Annotated in this window: 20 protein-coding genes; 7 read left to right on the top strand and 13 right to left on the bottom strand. The window is 24.8% G+C overall.

The window, feature by feature from the left end; translation table 4 throughout:
• Positions 1-95: 95 nt before the first annotated feature.
• From EELLY_RS04025 to EELLY_RS04375, 4 genes are all read right to left on the bottom strand, one after another.
• Complete coding sequence (locus tag EELLY_RS04025; RefSeq protein ID WP_104206174.1) at positions 96-512, bottom strand: DNA-directed RNA polymerase subunit alpha C-terminal domain-containing protein; 417 nt, start codon at positions 510-512, stop codon at positions 96-98.
• 28 nt (positions 513-540) lie between these two features.
• The gene (locus EELLY_RS04020; RefSeq protein WP_104206173.1) at positions 541-2058 is read right to left on the bottom strand and encodes a type I restriction-modification system subunit M; all 1518 of its coding nucleotides are present in this window, start codon (positions 2056-2058) and stop codon (positions 541-543) included.
• Between the two features lie 2 nt (positions 2059-2060).
• Complete coding sequence (locus EELLY_RS04015) at positions 2061-5120, bottom strand: type I restriction endonuclease subunit R (RefSeq protein WP_104206172.1); 3060 nt, start codon at positions 5118-5120, stop codon at positions 2061-2063.
• A gap of 115 nt (positions 5121-5235) precedes the next feature.
• The gene (locus tag EELLY_RS04375; RefSeq protein WP_281253999.1) at positions 5236-5361 is read right to left on the bottom strand and encodes a hypothetical protein; all 126 of its coding nucleotides are present in this window, start codon (positions 5359-5361) and stop codon (positions 5236-5238) included.
• Positions 5362-5721: 360 nt separating this feature from the next.
• Between EELLY_RS04375 and EELLY_RS04010 the strand changes: the two genes are divergently transcribed.
• From EELLY_RS04010 to EELLY_RS04000, 6 genes are all read left to right on the top strand, one after another.
• Positions 5722-6087 carry a helix-turn-helix domain-containing protein gene (locus EELLY_RS04010; protein WP_104206171.1) on the top strand — a complete coding sequence of 122 codons (366 nt, stop codon included), beginning with the start codon at positions 5722-5724 and terminating at the stop codon, positions 6085-6087.
• Between the two features lie 88 nt (positions 6088-6175).
• Positions 6176-6331 carry a hypothetical protein gene (locus tag EELLY_RS04205; RefSeq protein WP_181021067.1) on the top strand — a complete coding sequence of 52 codons (156 nt, stop codon included), beginning with the start codon at positions 6176-6178 and terminating at the stop codon, positions 6329-6331.
• Positions 6332-6423: 92 nt separating this feature from the next.
• Complete coding sequence (locus EELLY_RS04200; RefSeq protein WP_181021066.1) at positions 6424-6576, top strand: hypothetical protein; 153 nt, start codon at positions 6424-6426, stop codon at positions 6574-6576.
• A gap of 330 nt (positions 6577-6906) precedes the next feature.
• Positions 6907-7125, top strand: a complete 219-nt coding sequence (locus tag EELLY_RS04005; RefSeq protein ID WP_104206170.1) for a hypothetical protein — start codon at positions 6907-6909, stop codon at positions 7123-7125.
• Complete coding sequence (locus tag EELLY_RS04195; protein ID WP_181021064.1) at positions 7062-7316, top strand: hypothetical protein; 255 nt, start codon at positions 7062-7064, stop codon at positions 7314-7316. The genes EELLY_RS04005 and EELLY_RS04195 overlap by 64 nt, the downstream gene beginning before the upstream one ends.
• Before the next feature lie 43 nt (positions 7317-7359).
• Entirely contained in the window at positions 7360-7740 is a 381-nt protein-coding gene (locus EELLY_RS04000; RefSeq protein WP_104206169.1) for a hypothetical protein, read from the top strand.
• Positions 7741-7955: 215 nt separating this feature from the next.
• Here the strand turns inward: EELLY_RS04000 and EELLY_RS03995 are convergent, their stop codons facing one another.
• The 3 genes from EELLY_RS03995 to EELLY_RS03985 all read right to left on the bottom strand — a co-directional run bounded on the left by EELLY_RS03995 (position 7956) and on the right by EELLY_RS03985 (position 8704).
• Positions 7956-8180, bottom strand: coding sequence for a DNA methyltransferase (locus tag EELLY_RS03995; protein WP_104206168.1), 225 nt, complete (start codon positions 8178-8180; stop codon positions 7956-7958).
• 94 nt (positions 8181-8274) lie between these two features.
• Positions 8275-8469, bottom strand: a complete 195-nt coding sequence (locus EELLY_RS03990; RefSeq protein WP_104206167.1) for a hypothetical protein — start codon at positions 8467-8469, stop codon at positions 8275-8277.
• Positions 8470-8488: 19 nt separating this feature from the next.
• A complete protein-coding gene (locus tag EELLY_RS03985) occupies positions 8489-8704 on the bottom strand; it encodes a hypothetical protein (protein ID WP_104206166.1) in 216 nt (71 codons plus the stop codon).
• Positions 8705-9189: 485 nt separating this feature from the next.
• On the opposite strand from EELLY_RS03985, the gene EELLY_RS03980 reads away from it, so the two are divergent.
• A complete protein-coding gene (locus EELLY_RS03980; protein ID WP_104206165.1) occupies positions 9190-9414 on the top strand; it encodes an IS3 family transposase in 225 nt (74 codons plus the stop codon).
• Positions 9415-9464: 50 nt separating this feature from the next.
• Here the strand turns inward: EELLY_RS03980 and EELLY_RS03975 are convergent, their stop codons facing one another.
• The 6 genes from EELLY_RS03975 to infB form a co-directional block, all read right to left on the bottom strand.
• Positions 9465-10025: a restriction endonuclease subunit S domain-containing protein gene (locus EELLY_RS03975; RefSeq protein WP_104206164.1), complete on the bottom strand. Its 561-nt coding sequence runs from the start codon at positions 10023-10025 to the stop codon at positions 9465-9467.
• On the bottom strand, positions 10012-11928 hold the full coding sequence (locus EELLY_RS03970; RefSeq protein ID WP_146063622.1) for an HsdM family class I SAM-dependent methyltransferase: 1917 nt from the start codon (positions 11926-11928) through the stop codon (positions 10012-10014). The genes EELLY_RS03975 and EELLY_RS03970 overlap by 14 nt, the downstream gene beginning before the upstream one ends.
• A gap of 20 nt (positions 11929-11948) precedes the next feature.
• Positions 11949-12140, bottom strand: a complete 192-nt coding sequence (locus EELLY_RS03965) for a hypothetical protein (RefSeq protein WP_104206162.1) — start codon at positions 12138-12140, stop codon at positions 11949-11951.
• 238 nt (positions 12141-12378) lie between these two features.
• Positions 12379-14346: a DEAD/DEAH box helicase gene (locus EELLY_RS03960; protein WP_104206161.1), complete on the bottom strand. Its 1968-nt coding sequence runs from the start codon at positions 14344-14346 to the stop codon at positions 12379-12381.
• A gap of 1 nt (position 14347) precedes the next feature.
• Positions 14348-15916: a site-specific DNA-methyltransferase gene (locus EELLY_RS03955; RefSeq protein WP_181021063.1), complete on the bottom strand. Its 1569-nt coding sequence runs from the start codon at positions 15914-15916 to the stop codon at positions 14348-14350.
• An 11-nt stretch (positions 15917-15927) separates the two neighbouring features.
• Positions 15928-17811: a translation initiation factor IF-2 gene (infB, locus tag EELLY_RS03950; protein WP_104206159.1), complete on the bottom strand. Its 1884-nt coding sequence runs from the start codon at positions 17809-17811 to the stop codon at positions 15928-15930.
• Positions 17812-17822: the final 11 nt, after the last annotated feature.

The raw sequence follows: 17822 nt of genomic DNA, 5'->3' as shown, positions 1-17822 counted from the left end.
AATTCTTTTAAAAATATTAAATATTTTTTTAGCATTTTTTTCTTTTTCAATAATTATTGAATTTTTTTTATCATCAGATTTTATAAAATCATTAATTACTTTTTTTCATCTAGAATGTCTTTAATAGCTTTGGGGGTTATTTTTTTAAAAGATTGGACTATTGAATGTGAAGTTTCATGTAAGTCATTTACTGTGAATATGTTATTATCATTTAAACATTTTTTAGCAATTAAAGATAAATCAAGTTCTTGTATATTTCGTTTTAAATAATCTTTAAAATATTGTTCAATTTGCTCATCAATATTATTTAAATTAACATCTGAAAAGTTTAATTCTATCTGTTTATTTTTAAACTGCTCTAGTATTTCATGATTAATTAAAATTGTCTTTTGTATTGTACTCAAATCAATTGAATTTTGATTAGGAAGAAATGAATTAAAAAATAAAGTCCCTCTTTTATTTGTATTTATCAACCTATTTTTAAACTTGTTTATTAAATTAGTGTTATCCATTCTTACCTTTCTATAGTCTGTATTTGCTCTATTCAGACTCTAAAGCTTTTTTTATTGCTTCTTCTAATTTTGGTGATAAATCATCAAATTCTTTTAATAAATCAAATAGTTCTGATGATAGTTTTTTGATGTCCTCTTTAATAGCTTCTTTATCTATAATTTCTTCTTTAGATTCTACATATCTGCCAGGTACAAAAGAATAGTCATTTTCTATTAATTCATTAACTGTTATTGATTTAGCAAAACCTTGAATGTTAATATCTTGTCCTTTTGAATGATTATTATATACATCTTCAATACTTAATATATTTTCTTCAGTTAATTCTCTTAATTTTTTAGAAATCATATTTCCTTCAATATTTGATCCAGCAACCATTAAAATGTTTTTGTTTATTTTTTGATTGTTAAAAATTCAAATACATGCCGGAATTCCTGTTGTATAAAATAATTTGTCAGGTAATTCAATTATTGCATCAACTTTATTTTCTTTAACAAAATTTTCGCGAATGGCTTTTTCTTGTTTTTGAGAAGATGATAGTGAACCGTTTGCTAAAACAATAGCCATCTTACCTCGCACTGATAACTTTGATAGCATGTGTGACAATCAACCATAATTAGCATTGCCTGATGGAGGCATTCCTCATTTAAATCTGTTATCCTCTTGTAATGAATCAAACCCTCATTTTTTCATATTAAATGGTGGGTTAGCCATTACAAAATCAAATTTTTTGTTTTTGTGTTGATCATTTGTAAAAGTATCGGCATTAGTTTGTCCTAATACACCATTATTTTCAGTATCAAAAAGCGAAAATCCATTTAAAACTAAGTTTAATTTTGCTAATTTTCAAGTTACATTATTATATTCTTGTCCATAAACTGTTATGTCTTCAATTTTTCCATTATGTTCCTGTATATATCTTTTTGCTTGAATTAAAATTCCACCAGTTCCACACGCAGGATCATAAATAGTACCTTTTATTGGTTTAATTAAATTAACCATTAATTTAACTATTGATGTTGGTGTATAAAATTCACCACCTTTTTGGCCTCTATCTTTAAAGAATTTACCTAAAAAGTATTCATAAACTCTTCCAATCATATCTTCATTATCATCTTCAGATAAATCTTCATCAGAAAATATTTTAATTACGTCTCCAAGTTTTATTTGATCAACACCTTCACTATTGAAATTTTTATTAAAAATCCCTTTTAAGATTTCATTATCATTTTCTAATCTGATAAATGCATTGTCTAATTTTTCACCAATTTTTTCGCTATTCGCAAATTGCATAATATATTCTCAAGTACATTCTTTATGAATTATAAAAGTTTTATATGAGTAGTATAATTCTTCTTGTGAAAACATTTCAGGAGTCACACCTTCATTAAAAATTGTTTGCAAAGCTAATTTATTTCTATCAGAAATATATTTTAGAGTTAGAATGCCCAAAATTGTATGCATGTACTCTTCTGCAGACGTGTTTCCACGCATAACATTTGCAGCTTCTCAAAGTTTACTTTCAATTTCTTTAATATTTTTTGCCATTTTTAGTCATCCTTTCTGAATGCTTTTTTGTTTCCTTTAATGCTGTTTGTAACTTCTTTTATTAAATTTTCAGATAAGTTATATAATCCATCTGGTGGGTATTGGTATTTAGTTTTCAATAGTTTTTTAAGTTCAGTAGTGATTATAGATTTTATTCTTTTTTCAATTAAATACTGATCACTGTTATTTTCACGAACTACTTCTCTTAAGTCTTGAGCTATTGCTCTTAATGTTTCAGAATTTTTGTTATATTGTAAAAATTGATCATTTGATAATATATCATAAAATATTTGTAACTCAATATCTTCAAATTCCAAAGGTTTATCATTTTCTTCTTTAATTTCTTTTGAAAGCATAATAAGTAATTCAATAATTTCATCAATTTCTCTTGAACTTTCTAATTCTGAAATTATGTCTTTTAATTTTTCTGAAACTAACTTAGCAAAATATGGCTTTATTTTAGAAATTTCATCAATTTCCAATTTTATAGCATTGGCGTATAATGTCGCTGCAACCCTTGGTTTTGATTTTGCAAGTTTCTCAGCTTCTGATGATAATACACCAGCAACTTTATTAATATCTTTGGTCATTGTAGATTCGTCTATAATAACACTTGTATCAGCAGTAGTTACAGCATTTTTAATAGCTTCTTTGATTGACTCTATAGTTCAAGTCAATTTACTATCATTTTGAATCGCAGAACTTGTAATTAAAGAATTTATAGTTTCAATACATTTTGAAATTAATAATTCTTCTTCAGTTATACTTGTATAAGATATTTTATAAAAACGTTTGGATTTTCTAGCTAATTTTATAAATTTGTTTTTTTCATCAACTGAAAATAATTCAATATTAAGTAATTTATCATAAGCATCTATTACAAATTCATATTGTTCTTTTGAGTTTAATTGAGAAAAACTTTTAAGATCTTTAATATAATAATCATTAACAATATCAAATAATTCATTAAGTTTTTCTTTTGCTTTATCAATGTCATCTATTTGTATATCAATTTTAGTTGAAGAACCATTTGCATATTGAATTAAAGCATCTGAAATATATTTTCATATTCCTACAAAATCTACAATTAAACCTGCTTCTTTTGATTTTTTAGTTACTTTATCTTCATATGTTCTATTAACTCTAGCTATTGCTTGCATTAAATTATGTCATTTAATAATTTTATCTACATACATAACATCTAAATCGGGAACATCAAATCCAGTTAATCACATGTCTACAACAATAGCTATTTTGTACTTTGAATTAGGTTTTCTAAATTCGCTAGCTACTTTATTCATATCATTTTTATTTACAATAGCGCTTGCCATTTCAATAGAATCTTTATTAGAATCAGTCATAACTAAAATTGTTTTATCCTTGTAATCTGGATATTTAGTAATTATATTTAAATAATACTTATAAGCTGCATTTCTGCTATTTGCTACTATCATAGCTTTTCCATTTAAAATATCTTTTCTTTTATTTAAGTGCTCAATCATTTTATCTGCTTTTGCAGCAATGATTTTTTCATCTTCAAAAATTATAGATTTATTAACAGCCTTTAATAGTGTTTCTATTTTTTGTTCTGAACCTATATCATTTGGATCTAATGTTTCTTTATATTCTTTTTGTATTTTATCCATTTCATCAAGATATTTTTTATCAAGTATAAGATTTGGTTTTCACATTTCATAATATATAGGAACAGTTGCACCATCTTCCACAGCTTGATTCATTGGGTAAGTATCTATATAATCCCCAAAAATATTTCTTGTGTCTTTTTCTTCACCCATTAAAGGTGTTCCAGTAAATCCAGTTATTTTAGCATTAGGAAACGCTTCTCTCATGTATTTAGCATAACCAAACTTAACTACGAACTCTTCTTGTTCTTTTGACATAACTCGTTCACCATTTATATTATTTTGCGTTCTATGAGCTTCATCAACTAAAATAAACACATCATCTCTATTAGTTAGTACACCAGTCTCTTCTACAAATTTTTGCACAGTAGTAAAATAAATTCCAAAATGTTTTTTATCATTTAACTCAGAAACTAATTCAGCTCGTGATGCAATGCTTTTGGATTTATTTCTTAAAAAAGTTTCAGCATTTAAAAATCTTTTGTAAAGTTGTTGATCTAAATCTTTTCTATCAGTCACTAAAAGAACTGTGGCAGTGCCAAAAGTTTTAATAATATATCTTGTTAAAAATACCATTGTAACAGATTTACCAGAACCTTGGGTATGCCAAATTATTCCACCTCTATTATCTTTTACTTCTTTTAAATGATCAATAGTTTTGTTAACAGCTCTAATTTGGTGAGGGGCTGCTAAATATTTAATAGGATTCTGATCATCAGAATAAAAGTTAAAATTAAATATAATGTCTATTAAACTTTTATGATTAAAAAGCATAGTTATAGGATTTTGGTTGTTTTCTAAACTTCAGTTATTTCAACCATAAAAATGTTTTAAACCAGCAGTGGTTGATCCATACTTTGAAGAAGTTCTATTCGATACGAAATTAATAATATTAAAATATCAAAGTTCAGGTTTGAAATATTTTAAAGATTCATTTTGCTTGAAAGCTTCTTCTATGTTTTCAATAGCAAGTGGTTGTTTCAATTCTAAAACAGCAATAGGTAAGCCATTTATAAAAAGAACAATATCAGGTATTCTCTTTTTGTTATATCCATCAGTTATTTCAAATTGTCTATAATAACTAAAATTATTGTCATCTACATTTTCTGAAATTATTTTAATTGTTAAATTCCTTTCTTCAATTTCATCATAAATTTTGATTCCATTATTTATGATTTCCATGCCTTTTATATTAAGGTTTTCTCATGAGTCAATATTTTTGTTTATTTCTCTTATAACTAATTCTGCTTTGTCTTCTGCAATATTGTTAATTCTTTGGATTGACTCATTAAGAACTTTAAAATTAATTACTTGTGCATAATCATTTCTATAAAAATTTTTTTCACTCAGCTCTTCCCAACCTAATAGTTGTAATTCTGATTCAACTTCTTCTTCAAAGAATTTTTCATTTATTATCATAAGTGCTCCGTTTTTTATTATTATTTTTATTATATCTTATCAAGTTTTGATAATTATTAAAAAGTGAAAAGAAAAGTATCTGTAACTATTCAAAATAAAATTGGTAATTGAGTAATTAATCAATGCTAGCAAAAGGTAGTATTTTTTCAATTAAAACCTCCAATATTATTTCATTTGATTTTACATATAAATTTTTATTTTTATTTAATTTATTCAAATATTTTACTAATAAACTTTTCATTAAGCTTTTGAAAATCATTTTCTTTTATAATTTCATTAAAAGGTGAAATACTCAGCATCATACATTTTAATTATTCAAAATATTTGTTTTAGTTTATTTTTATTTGCTGCTTTTTTATCCAATATCTTAATTTTCTAAAAATTATAAAAGGTGAAATTTATATTAATAAAAAATTGAAATAGAACACTTGGGAGGTGAAGATTAGAGTATGTAAAAGACACCACTTTTAAAGTGGTGTATAAATTAAAAATGGAAGTCAAAACTTGTGAGAAAGTCTTCTCATAGAGTGCACTTCTTTTTTATGAAAATAAAAAGTGAATAACCCTTCTAACTGATCAAAGCAAGCAAGGAATTATTCACATGAAAAATTATAAACAATTATCGTTCAAAGAACGTACAATTATTGAATATTTATATAAGTTAAATAAATCAATCACATATATAGTCAAAGAATTAGGTAGAAATAAATCAACCATTTCTCAAGAGTTAAAACAGATTTTAGCAACACCGTTATATATCGCAAAAGATGCACAATTTACAACTGGTATGAATATACAAAATAAGACCATATCAAAACAGAAAAGTTTACAGAATTTTTTAATTCTTTATATGCCAATTTTGAGCCAAAGTTTAATGGAATTGATGTCTGTGTTTTTAAAGCTAAACAATTGGGAAATAAAACCCCAGCAACTCAAATGGTTTACAATCGGATTCATTCAAAAGTAATCAAAATCCAACCTAAACATTTACTAAGACCAAGATACTGATTCAAGAAAAGAGTAAATTCAAGCGTTATTTATATGAATTATCAAAAATGGAAGCAATTCCGATTACATATAAACCAAAACATATTAACAACAGAAGTGAGTTTGGTCACTATGAAATTGATTTGGTTTTAGGTGCTTGAAACACAAAATCGATCTTAACTTTCGTCGGAAGAATGACCAGAAAAGCTTTTCAACTAAATTAGAAAATAAATCCATCAAATACACCAACGAAAAACTACGTGAACTGTTCAAAAAATAATCAATTAAAATCAAAAGCATCACTAAGGATAATGGGATGGAATTCAATTTATTACATGAGGTTGCAAAAGAAATTAATGCTGCACTTTACACTTGCAACACTTATGCTTCTTGTAAGAAGGAATCAACAAAAACTTTAATGGTTTCTTGCGTAGAGCAATTCCAAAGAAAACCAGTTTTGAGATTCTAGAAAATGATAGTATTATCTTAGATCAAGTAACAGAATGCCTAGTAAACTATTGAACTACAATTCAGCTCAACAATTATACAAAGCATTTAGTTAGAAGTGTTGCACTTCCAATTTTGATTTATATTTATATTACTTAAATATTAAAAAATTTGGGAGAATAACAAAAATTTAAAACTAAGATATGAAATTTACTATGATTTTAGTTACATACATTTTTGAGAAAAATTAATTCAAGATCATGATATTAAGATTTCTTATAAAAAGTTAATTTCCATTCTTGAAAAACAATATATTATTTCACCTTTTTCACACCGTTCAACTAGAAGGAAAATGGCCAAGAAAATTATGGAAGATAAAAGCGTTAACCAACAGGATTTTAAACAATTTTTAAATGAGAGCATTTTAGACTCCAAATCTGCTCACCCTTTACAACCAAGAAAAAATTTTTTTGGAGAATGTGTACAAATAGATGCTTCTATTCATAATTGAAAAGAAAAGAAAAGAAAAAGTGAGCACTACATGCTTTTATTGACGATTCAACTGGAATAGTACTTTCTGCTTATTTTGATAAACAAGAAACTTTAAACGTCTATTATAGGGCTACAAAACAAATGTTTGAGAACTATGAAACATGAAAAGAAGTGCTTACAGACAAAAGAACAATCTTTTATTCAAATAAGAAAAACAGAGATCAAAATGATGCGGACAGACAATATGGATTTATGTGCAATCAATTATAAATAATTTTAACTTGCAAATCAGTAGCTCAAACAAAAGGTAAGATTGAAAGACTGACTATGAGGAAGCTTTCAAAAGCGCATTCCTCAAGAGTTAAGATTAGCTTGTATAAACGATATCAATTCAGCTAACGAATGAATCAAAGAATTCATTCAAAATTATAATGCAAAGTATGTCTTTAAAATAGACGAAACAAAAAATTTATTTGTGCCTTGAGAAGCCCATAAAATTGATATGGATTTTGCTCTTTCGACTCACTATAGCAGAAAGGTTTTAAATGGTTCAACCATTAAGTTTGAAAATAAAAATTATGCAACTTTTGATAAAAGTGGCACAAGAGTTAATTTAGCTAAAAAGCAAGAAGTAGCGATTGTTAAAACTTTCACTGGTGAAATATTTGCAAACTATTACACAAACTTTTATTAATTTAATAGAAATTGACAAAGAAAAATTTGTGTTAGAAAATATAAATATTGAAGTGTCAAAAATTAGTAAAACTAAAACAACTAGCAATAAATAAAAAAATTCAAACTGAATTTATTATCAAAAAAGTGGAAAGAACAATATTCAACTCTTAAATTTAGTATTTAATTTAACTTTTTTTGGGACATTTCTATTTACCTATTGACATATTATGAAATTTAACATTCCAATCTTTTTGAGGCCAACTCAAAATAAATTGGATCTTTCTCACAACCTAAAAAATTTATACCAAGTTCTTTTGCAGCTAATAAGGCAGTTCCACTACCAGCAAAGCAGTCAAGAATAGTATCTCCTTTATTTGAATGAATTTTTATAAGTTCCAAATATATGAATTTTGCTTGTTCTTTTGTTAAATCAAAGATTAAATCTTCTATTGTTTTCATTAATTATTTATTTATTTCTCCATCAAATTTTAAAATTTTATAAGAAATATAAAGATGTAGATCAGATGACGAGAAAAAGAAATATTCTCCATTTTTATCTTTTCTTAATATTTTTTAAATATTCAATAAAATCAATATCTTTTAATAGTTTTTCAATTAATTTATAATCATATTTTTCAGATAATAAATAATAGCCACTATATGGTATAATTCCAGAAGGAATTACCTTAATTTTAATAGTATCAATATTTTTAATTATATTATTAATAACCATTTTTTCTTTATACACATCATTTATTCCTTGTGTTCTAGCGAACTCATATCATTGTTGTTTTTGTAAACTTCTTAGATTTTAAATCCTTCATATTATGTATTAAAACTTTATATATCATAGGATTATTAATTCTAATATATTCTAATTTTATTAATTTACCATTTTTATCATACGGAAAAAATACATTAGTTTCTTGAAGTTTTGAAATCTTTAATGCTTTATTTATAAATATTTCCTTTGTAATTATCATTATAAAAATAGAATCCAAATTATTTGATACACCATTTTTAACAGAAATAAAAGGATTTTTTTCAACTGAAATAATTTCCTTAAATTTTTTAATTTACTAGATTCACCAAAGTAAAAAGAATCATTAATAAAAAAATCATTAAAAAAAGGTAAAAGGAAAAAAATTGAAAATAAAAATACTAATGTTAAATTTGAGGAACTTGTAAGAAGAAACTTTAATCCCAAAGAAGACAACATAATAGCAACTGATGTTAGTTATATCCCTGCTGATGCACCTGAAAATTTTGTTTATTTATCGTTTGCTATTAGTCATAAAACTAAAATGATTGAATCATGAAAATTGTCTCAATCAAATAACACCCAACTCGTTTTAGATACAATTAATGGTTTAAAAACAAAAAACTTTATCTTTCATTCTGATCATGGTTCCAATATTCTAGTTATAAAGTTCTTGATAGATTAAAAGCTATTAATGCCAAAACTTCAATGGGAAGGGTTGGAAATTCATTAGATAACCGAGAAGCTGAATATTTCTTTGGTTGTTTAAAAGGAGAATATTTAAATCATCTAGCTACTGCAAAAATGAAATTTCATGAAATTTATAAGTATATATTAGAATATATAGAGTGATATAATTTTAAAAGAAAAAACAAAAAGTATTGAATTGAAAAGAGCCAGCTTTTGCTAGCGCTATTAATTAATAAAATGTAGAATTTATTTTTCCGTGTTTATTTTTAAAGAGGTTTGGTTTTTTAGAAGAGTTAATTTGATTTTACTTTTTTAAAATATATATTATTTAATAAATTTCATGAAGAAATTTTGCTATATGTAACTTTAAATCCTTCAGATAAAGAATTTATATTTGTAAAAATATTATTAACATTGTTTTTTAAATAGTCAAAAATATAATCTCTTACACTTTCATCATTAAATTTTAAAACAATAATTGCTGATGAAACTTTATAATTTCCATCTGAAATTCAAACCTTTTTAGATTTTGGTGTTACAGAACTAATTAGTAAATCGCCTTTCTTGCAAAAGTTGCTTGACTTCATATTTTTTTTAAAATTACCGACCAATTTATTATTATCTATATTACTTATTTCTATGTAATTTAATTGATTAGTATCAATAATTTCATTATTTTCAATAATTTTACGTTCCTCACATACATCCGATAAAGTAAAATAATCATTTAAATTATCTGGTAAGATTCTTCTTGTAAAAATTGCTTTTTTATTTTTATGGTCTTCAATTATTAAATGATTCAATAAAGAAACCTTAGAATATTCATCAATTTTTACTTTTTTACCCAAAAACATATTTTTTATATTTTCTGAATAACTTATTTTTTAAATTATCAAAATTAGTTATTGTTATACCTTTTTTATTTTTATTTGAAGAGAAGTAAAATCCTAAAAAATCTTTTTCTAATTTTAATGAATTATGGTCAATCATAATTGGTGAATGTATTACAAAAACATGATAATTTAAATCTATGATGTTTTTAGCACTTTTTTGTAAAAATAAAATTACAGGAGAAGTTGTAGTTCCCGAAAAAGTATTTGGACCAGATAAAAAAATAGATTTAATATAAAATTTTTCTAACATTCATGATCTAATTTCTGAATATTTATCATTTGTTAAAAATGATTGGGGTAACACAATTGACGCAAAACCATTATTTTTTAATAATTGATATGTTCTCTCCAAAAAGAAAGATTCAATATTTGTATTTTTGTAGTTTATTTCATTTAAAAATTCAAAAGTTCCATCTCCTGGTTTTATTCCAGATATAATAAAATTTTTCATAAATCCTTTTACTGAATATGGAGGATTTGAAATAATATAATCAAATATTTCATTATTAGGTTTTTTACCATAAAAAATAGTTCCGTTAAATATTTCAGAATCAAATTTAAGTAGAGCATCAGCGTTTAAAACGTTTGCCTCTCCATCTCCATTTAGGAAAGATGCTATTTTTGTAGTTTTACTTAATCTATAATCTTTTTCAATACCGTAAACGTATTCCTTCGCTCAAGAATATTTATCCTTTTTATAGCTTTGGATTTTATTTTTATAATTATCTATTTTTATACTATTTAAATCAATATTGTCAATATATTTTTGAATTATGTCCATTGAGGAAATTAAAAAATGTCCCGATCCGTAAGCATAATCCAAAGTTTTAGGTAAAAGCTCATTTTGTATTTTTGTTGACAATAATTTATTTTGTATATTTTCTTTGATTGGTAATGCGTTTGTCATCATTTCCACTATAGGTAATGGAGTAAAAAATTGTCCCGCTTCTTGCTTTCACGATTCATTTAATAATTCTTCAAAAAAATCACCTAAAAATTGTTTTTTATTATTATATTTAAATTTATATTTTTGTAATAATTCCACTAATTCTTTAACTATTTCAAAGTTATTTTTAAAAGTATAATCATCAAATACCTCTATAAATGCAAAAGTATTATCTTTTTTTAATCTTAAATTTTGAAACATTTTTAATAATTTTTGATTATTATTTTTATTGGCTAATTCTCAAAAATCATCATCTGTATAATCTATTATTTCTTTATTTAAACAATATTTCATTCCGTTTTTATATAAATCATACAATCTAATTAAAAATGATTCAGGGGTATCAATTTTTGACAAATACTGAAACCTTTTTCCTTCAACATTATAAGATACATTATTAGAATTTACTTCAAAATTAATATCATCTTGTAATTCATCATAAATTTTTGCAATAAAAAGATTTATTAATTTATCAAAAGAATTAGGTTTATCTGAAACAGTATTTATTCTAAGGATAGTTAAAAATTGATTAAATATATTATGAACTATGTCATCATTATCTATTAATATTAAATCATTATTTTTTAAACATTTTTTTGATAAATTATAAGGATTAATTTTAAACAAATCAGTGCTGTCAAAATTTTTATCTCAAATATCATAAATATCTTCTAAATTAGGACAATTTTTCATTCTATCTGTTACTTTTATCGTTGCAAATAAAGGTTTATTACTAGAAAAATTAAAAGAAAAATAAGATAAAAATTTCGTTTCTCTCTCTTGATTGTAATAAGAAATTAATTGCTTTATTTTATTAATATTTGCTGATGAAGAAGCATATTTTGAAATCTCGCTTTCATCTTTATCTTCTATCATTCAAAACGGTTTATTGCTTAAATCATATATAATTATATCCAATCTCCCTGAGGCTTCTCTTCCTAATTGCCATTTTTTTCCAATTCTATTTTAGAAATTGAATATCCAGATTTTAAAATTTTTAAAATAAAAATAAGTACTGAATAATTTTCTTTATTTGATAAATTTTGAATATTTTTATTTCCAATTTTTAAAATATTATTTTTTTCATATCATATAGCTTGAGAAAGATCAATAACAAAAAAGTTATGCATACTTAACTTAGTAAAATTAACGATGGTCTATATTGGAGGTCGTTTTTAATTTGTATACCCACGTTTAAAATGAATTTATTATAGCTAAAATGTTATTTTAAAATAATCATCAAAAATAAAATTAATGTTTTTTTGATTTTTTTATGATTTGATTGAAAAATTTCCATAGAATTAATTATCTACTAAAAATAAAAGAGTTTTTAATATCAATTTCGAATGCTTAATTTATTTAAATATTTTAAACTGATAGTTCCTCTATTAATTTTTTATCATCAATAATATGCTCTACACCTTTAGAAAATTTTCTTATTTCTCATAAATTTCCAATTAAAATAGGAATGTAGAAAGTTTGATTAGTTTTTTTGGAAGCAAATAAGTAACATTCTGCAAGATCTGATATTTTTTCTTTATAAGCTAAAATATCAATTTTTTGTTCATTGCTCAAATTGAAGCTTTTAACCTCAAAAATGTGATTTAAATTATTTTTATCTTTTAAAATAAAATCAGGATAAGATTTTGTTTTTGTAATATTAATGTATTCAAAATTTATAGTTGAATTTGGGTAAAAATTTCTTGCTCAAACTGTGTTTTTAGTCAATGATAGTATAATAGCGAATTTTTTTTCAGCTTCAGAATCAAAGCAAATTTCAGAATCATCATTATCATCAAAATAATTATCGATTACTCTTCATAAGCTGTCTTTTATAGTTAATTTTTGTTTTGTTATTTCAAAATAACTTTCTTGTTGAAGACCCGATATTTTATTGACAAACATAGTTTTTTCATAGTCCTTTAATATTCTTCTGTTTTCTTGGATGATTCTATCAGTTGAGTTAGACAATAGTTTTCAATCATTAAAATTTTTAATCACATTTCAAGCTTGTTTGTTTAAGTCATAATCCATTTTTTGTCATAATTTATATAATTTAAAAATATTTTGTTCCAAAATTAAAGGTTGGTTTTGGATAGCAAAATTTCTTATATCAAATTGATGATCTGAATGAACTTGAATAATTTTTTGGAGAGAAGTAGTTTGAACTTTTATAAGATCTTTTTTTAAATACACTCTTTTAAAATTTCTATTAACCTTAGATAAATCACCTCAAACTCAAGATTGAAGAGCAAAAAAGTAATCATTTTTATTATCAACATAATCATTTCAATTTTTTAAAATGGGATTTCTTCTAACTCTACCCACAATTTGTTCTGTTAGTGATTTTGATTTTGTGTCTCTTAATTGAAATAACATACAAGCTCGAGGTATGTCTCAACCCTCAGTAATAACCATTTTAGAGATAATAACATCTATTTGAGAGTTATTATTTCTAGCATATTTTTTTCATTTTATTTTTTTATTTGAATTAGAAATGTTTTTTATTTTATCATTAGTATCATAGTCTTTAATATTTGTGGCTAAATACATTCAATGTAAATTAAATTGAGGATTATTTAATATTTTTTTTATAGTTTTTCATTCATATGAACCTTTATCTTCATTTGAAATTTGAACTATCATACATGGGTTAATATTGAAGGTTTTTATGTATTTTTCTTTCACACTTATAAAGTGTTTTATAGCTAGTTCAAATTCTTCAATACCTCCATTTCCCATTTCTTTAACTTGTTTAATTAATCCAAATCTTTCAGCATCATATTCAGATATTTCAACATCAATCAAAAATTTTGTAGTTTGAGGTGTAGCAGAAATATTAAGAATTTTATCAAAAAAATGATTTAGTTTTGACAAATTAGTTGTTTCAATATGACATTCATCTCTAATCAAAATTATTTTTTTTCCCTTTAGTTTTATATTATTTAAAAATGATTCCAAAATTCCTTTGAATAATTTACCGTGTTTATTATACAAATTTGTAGGCAACGAATAAACGTTATATTCACAAGGAATTTGCAAAGATGCTTCCTCTGAAGTCTCAGAATTTATATAAAATGGTTTAATAAGCGGGTTATCCACTGAGAAATTAAAAAAAGTTTCATGATTTTGAAGTGCTAATTCACTTTTTGATAAAGAAGAAACTAAAAAAATTAATTCTGAATTTTTGCTTATCATCGAATTAATTAATTTACATAGCATTATAGTTTTACCAGAACCTGTTGGAGATTTAAATGTCACAATATTTTTTACATCAAGTGTTTGTTCAATCTTATTTATAGCAAATAATTGTAATTTTTCTATTTCTGGATTCATTTTATTTTAGCACCTTTGCAGTTTTCTCAAAATTTTCACATACTCATTTTATTTTTTCTTCTAAAGACATTTTTTTATAACCGTAATTTGTTTCATCTATTTTATTAAAAATATCAATATCTTTATTATCAGCAAAAAATATTTCAAAAACTTCCAAATTACCCCCTAATTTTTCATTGTTTTTTATTCATTTAAAATTGGAATTACCAGATGTTGCTATTCCTGTCATCACTCTCCTCAATCTTTCAACAGTCACATCGTAAGCAATTCCTCTTGGATGCAATTTAACGTCCTTTTCATTATTTGTACACAATATGAATTTGTACTTTTTCCCCAATTCTTTATTTATTTCACAAACCGCTTGCCCCGTTGTTCCTGAACCTGCAAAAAAATCTAAAACAATTGTATTTTCTTCTTCTGGTATTATCTTTATTAAATATTTAATTAAATCAACAGGTTTTGTAAATTTAAATACTTTTTTCCCAAAAATATCTTTTATTTCTGAAGAAGATTTCTGATTTGTTTTAACATATTCTTTAGGAAGGGAAGAGGTTGGCGCACCCATTCCATCACCCAAATAATCTTTAACAGATATTGTTCATTCTGTATTAGAACCATCTAAATTAGAAAAAACTGATTCTTTAGTTTTTTTAAAAACTATAATTCCATTATCATTTCACTTATTAAATGTTTCTTTTGTTGTTCTGTAAATATATCCTTCTTGTGGTATTATTTCTGTTCCATCTGGCGTAGTGATTGGGTATTTTTGATTTAGTCCTTCAGATTCATTTTGTCAAGCAAATTGTTGTAATCTATAAAGTTTGCCTCTATCATCTTTAAGTTTATAGCTTGATATCGCAGAAGGCGATAAAGGCGCTCATAATTCCTCAATATTTTTTTTATTTTTACTATAAAATAAAATATACTCGTGTGTTTTATTAACGTGTTTAGATCTTATTCCCCCACCAGTTGTATTATTTCAAATGAAAGTTGAAATGTAGTTTTCTTCACCAAAAACCTCATCAAATAAACATTTTATATATGCATAATTTTTATCATCAATTGAACAATATATTACTCCATCATCTAAAAGTAAAGTCCTAGCTAAAATCAATCTTGGGTGTAACATTGACAATAAATTATCTCTAGAAATAGCATTTTGATAATTAGTATCAGCAAACTCTCCTAAATCGTTTGAACCATATGGTGGATCAATATATATTATTTTTATTTTTGACAAATATTTAATTTGCAAATTCAATAAAGAATCGTAATTATCTCCTATTAATAATTCATGCTGAATTTCTCCAGATTCAACAAATGAAAGAATATTATTTTTGCTTAAGTATTTTATATTATTCTCTATTTTTTCTGTTTTTTGATCATAAACTAATCCTGTATTTTTAAATATCATACCCATAGAAGCTAAAGCAAAAACTTCTTGACTATTATCTGCTTTTAAAATTATTTTCTTTAATATTCTAAAATTACTTTCCTCTAAAGAACCTTCAGAAACTCTTTCTTGTAGTAATGATATTTGTTCTAGTTTAACTTTATTTAATTTTTCCATTTTCATACACCTTATTTCTTAATTTCTGATTCAATATATCCTTCAACAATATCGCCTTCTTTAAGGTCGTTGAAGTTTTTAATAGTTAATCCACCTTCTGAATTAATTTTGGCTTCTTTAATATCATCTTTTAAATGTTTTAAACTTGATAACTCTCCAGTATAAACAACAATCGAATCTCTTATTAGTCTAACTTTTGATTTTCTAGTTAAATATCCATCAGTTATATGAAATCCACCAATAACACCAACATCAGTATGTCTGAATAGTGCTCTAATTTCTGCTTGTCCTGTAATTTTTTCTTCAAATTCAGGATCTAGCATACCTTGTGCTGATGCTTCAAGTTCTTCAATTAGTTTATAAATAATATTATAAAATCTTATTTCAATTTTTTCCTCTTCAGCTTTTTTTCTAACAATAGCATCTGGTCTTACATTAAATCCATAGATTAATACAATCCCTTCAGTGACAGTTGATGCTAAAGTAACATCACTTAATGTAATTCCTCCAACACTTGCTCTAATAATATTAATTTTAACTCCATTAATTTCAATTTTAGCTAAACTACCTTTAATAGCTTCAACACTACCTTGTGTGTCAGCTTTAATAATTAAGTTAATAGCTTTTAATTCACCATCATCAATATGCTTTTTAATTGAAGCTAAACTAAATGAATTATTTTTTTGACGTTCTGCATTTAATTTCTTTTCAGCTTGAGCTTCAGCAATACTTCTAGCAGTTTTTTCATCATTAATAACAATGAATTTATCACCAGCTGAAGGTACTTCGTTTAAACCATATATAACAACTGGTTTACTCGGACCTGCTTTTAATACTTTTTTAGCATGTTCATTTTCAATTAGTTTAATATTTCCATAAGTAGTACCAGCAACTATCATATCTTTAATTTCTAAAGTTCCATCTTTAACTAAAATTGAAGCAACTGGTCCTTTTGCTTTATCTAAGTGTGCTTCTAAAACAACACCAGATGCTAATTTATTTGGATTAGCTTTATAATCTTGCATTTCTGCAATAAATAAAAGTGTATCTTGTAATTCTTTTAATCCAGTTTTGGCTTTAGCTGATCCTAGTACAAATGGAATATCCCCACCATACTCTTCAGCTAATAAACCATATTTCATTAATTCAGATTTAACTCTTTCAGGATCTGCTCCTGGTTTATCACATTTATTAACAAATACAACAATTGGAACATTTGCTAATTTAGCATGATCAATAGCTTCTTCTGTTTGAGGCATAACACCATCATCAGCTGCTACTATTAAAATAACTATATCAGTTACATTAGCTCCACGTGCTCTCATTTCAGAAAAAGCCTCATGACCTGGTGTATCAATAAAAGTTATTCTTCGACCATCTTCAGTTTTAATACGATAAGCACCAATTGCTTGAGTAATACCCCCAGCTTCACCAGCAACAACATTAGTATTTTTAATTGAATCTAATAAAGTTGTTTTACCATGATCAACATGACCCATAATTGTTACTATTGGGTTACGCATAACTAAATCTTCTGGTTTATCTTCAACAGTTAAGTCTAGAGCATCAAAAAAGTTTTCTTTTGATAAAGATTCTTCTTTTCTAAAGTCAAATCCTAATTCTAAAGCAAGTTCTGCCATTTGTTCTTCTGATAAAATTGCATTTTGATTTAGCATTAGTCCTTGTGCGAAGAAATGTTTTAAAATCACAGCAACACTTTGCCCAATTTGAGTGGCAAATTCTAAAACTGATAATGTTTGAGTATATACAAATACTCCATCAATTAATCCAGTTGCTACTGTTTCATTTAATTGTTGTTTAATTTGTTTTGTATGATCTTTAGACATTTGTTTTTTGTTTGCATGTGCTGGTCTATTATTTGTTTTTTTAGCCATAAAAACCTCCT

This window comes from Entomoplasma ellychniae, from assembly GCF_002930155.1.
GTDB lineage: Bacteria > Bacillota_I > Bacilli_A > Mycoplasmatales > Mycoplasmataceae > Entomoplasma > Entomoplasma ellychniae.
This window is presented reverse-complemented; position numbering and strand designations above follow the sequence as displayed.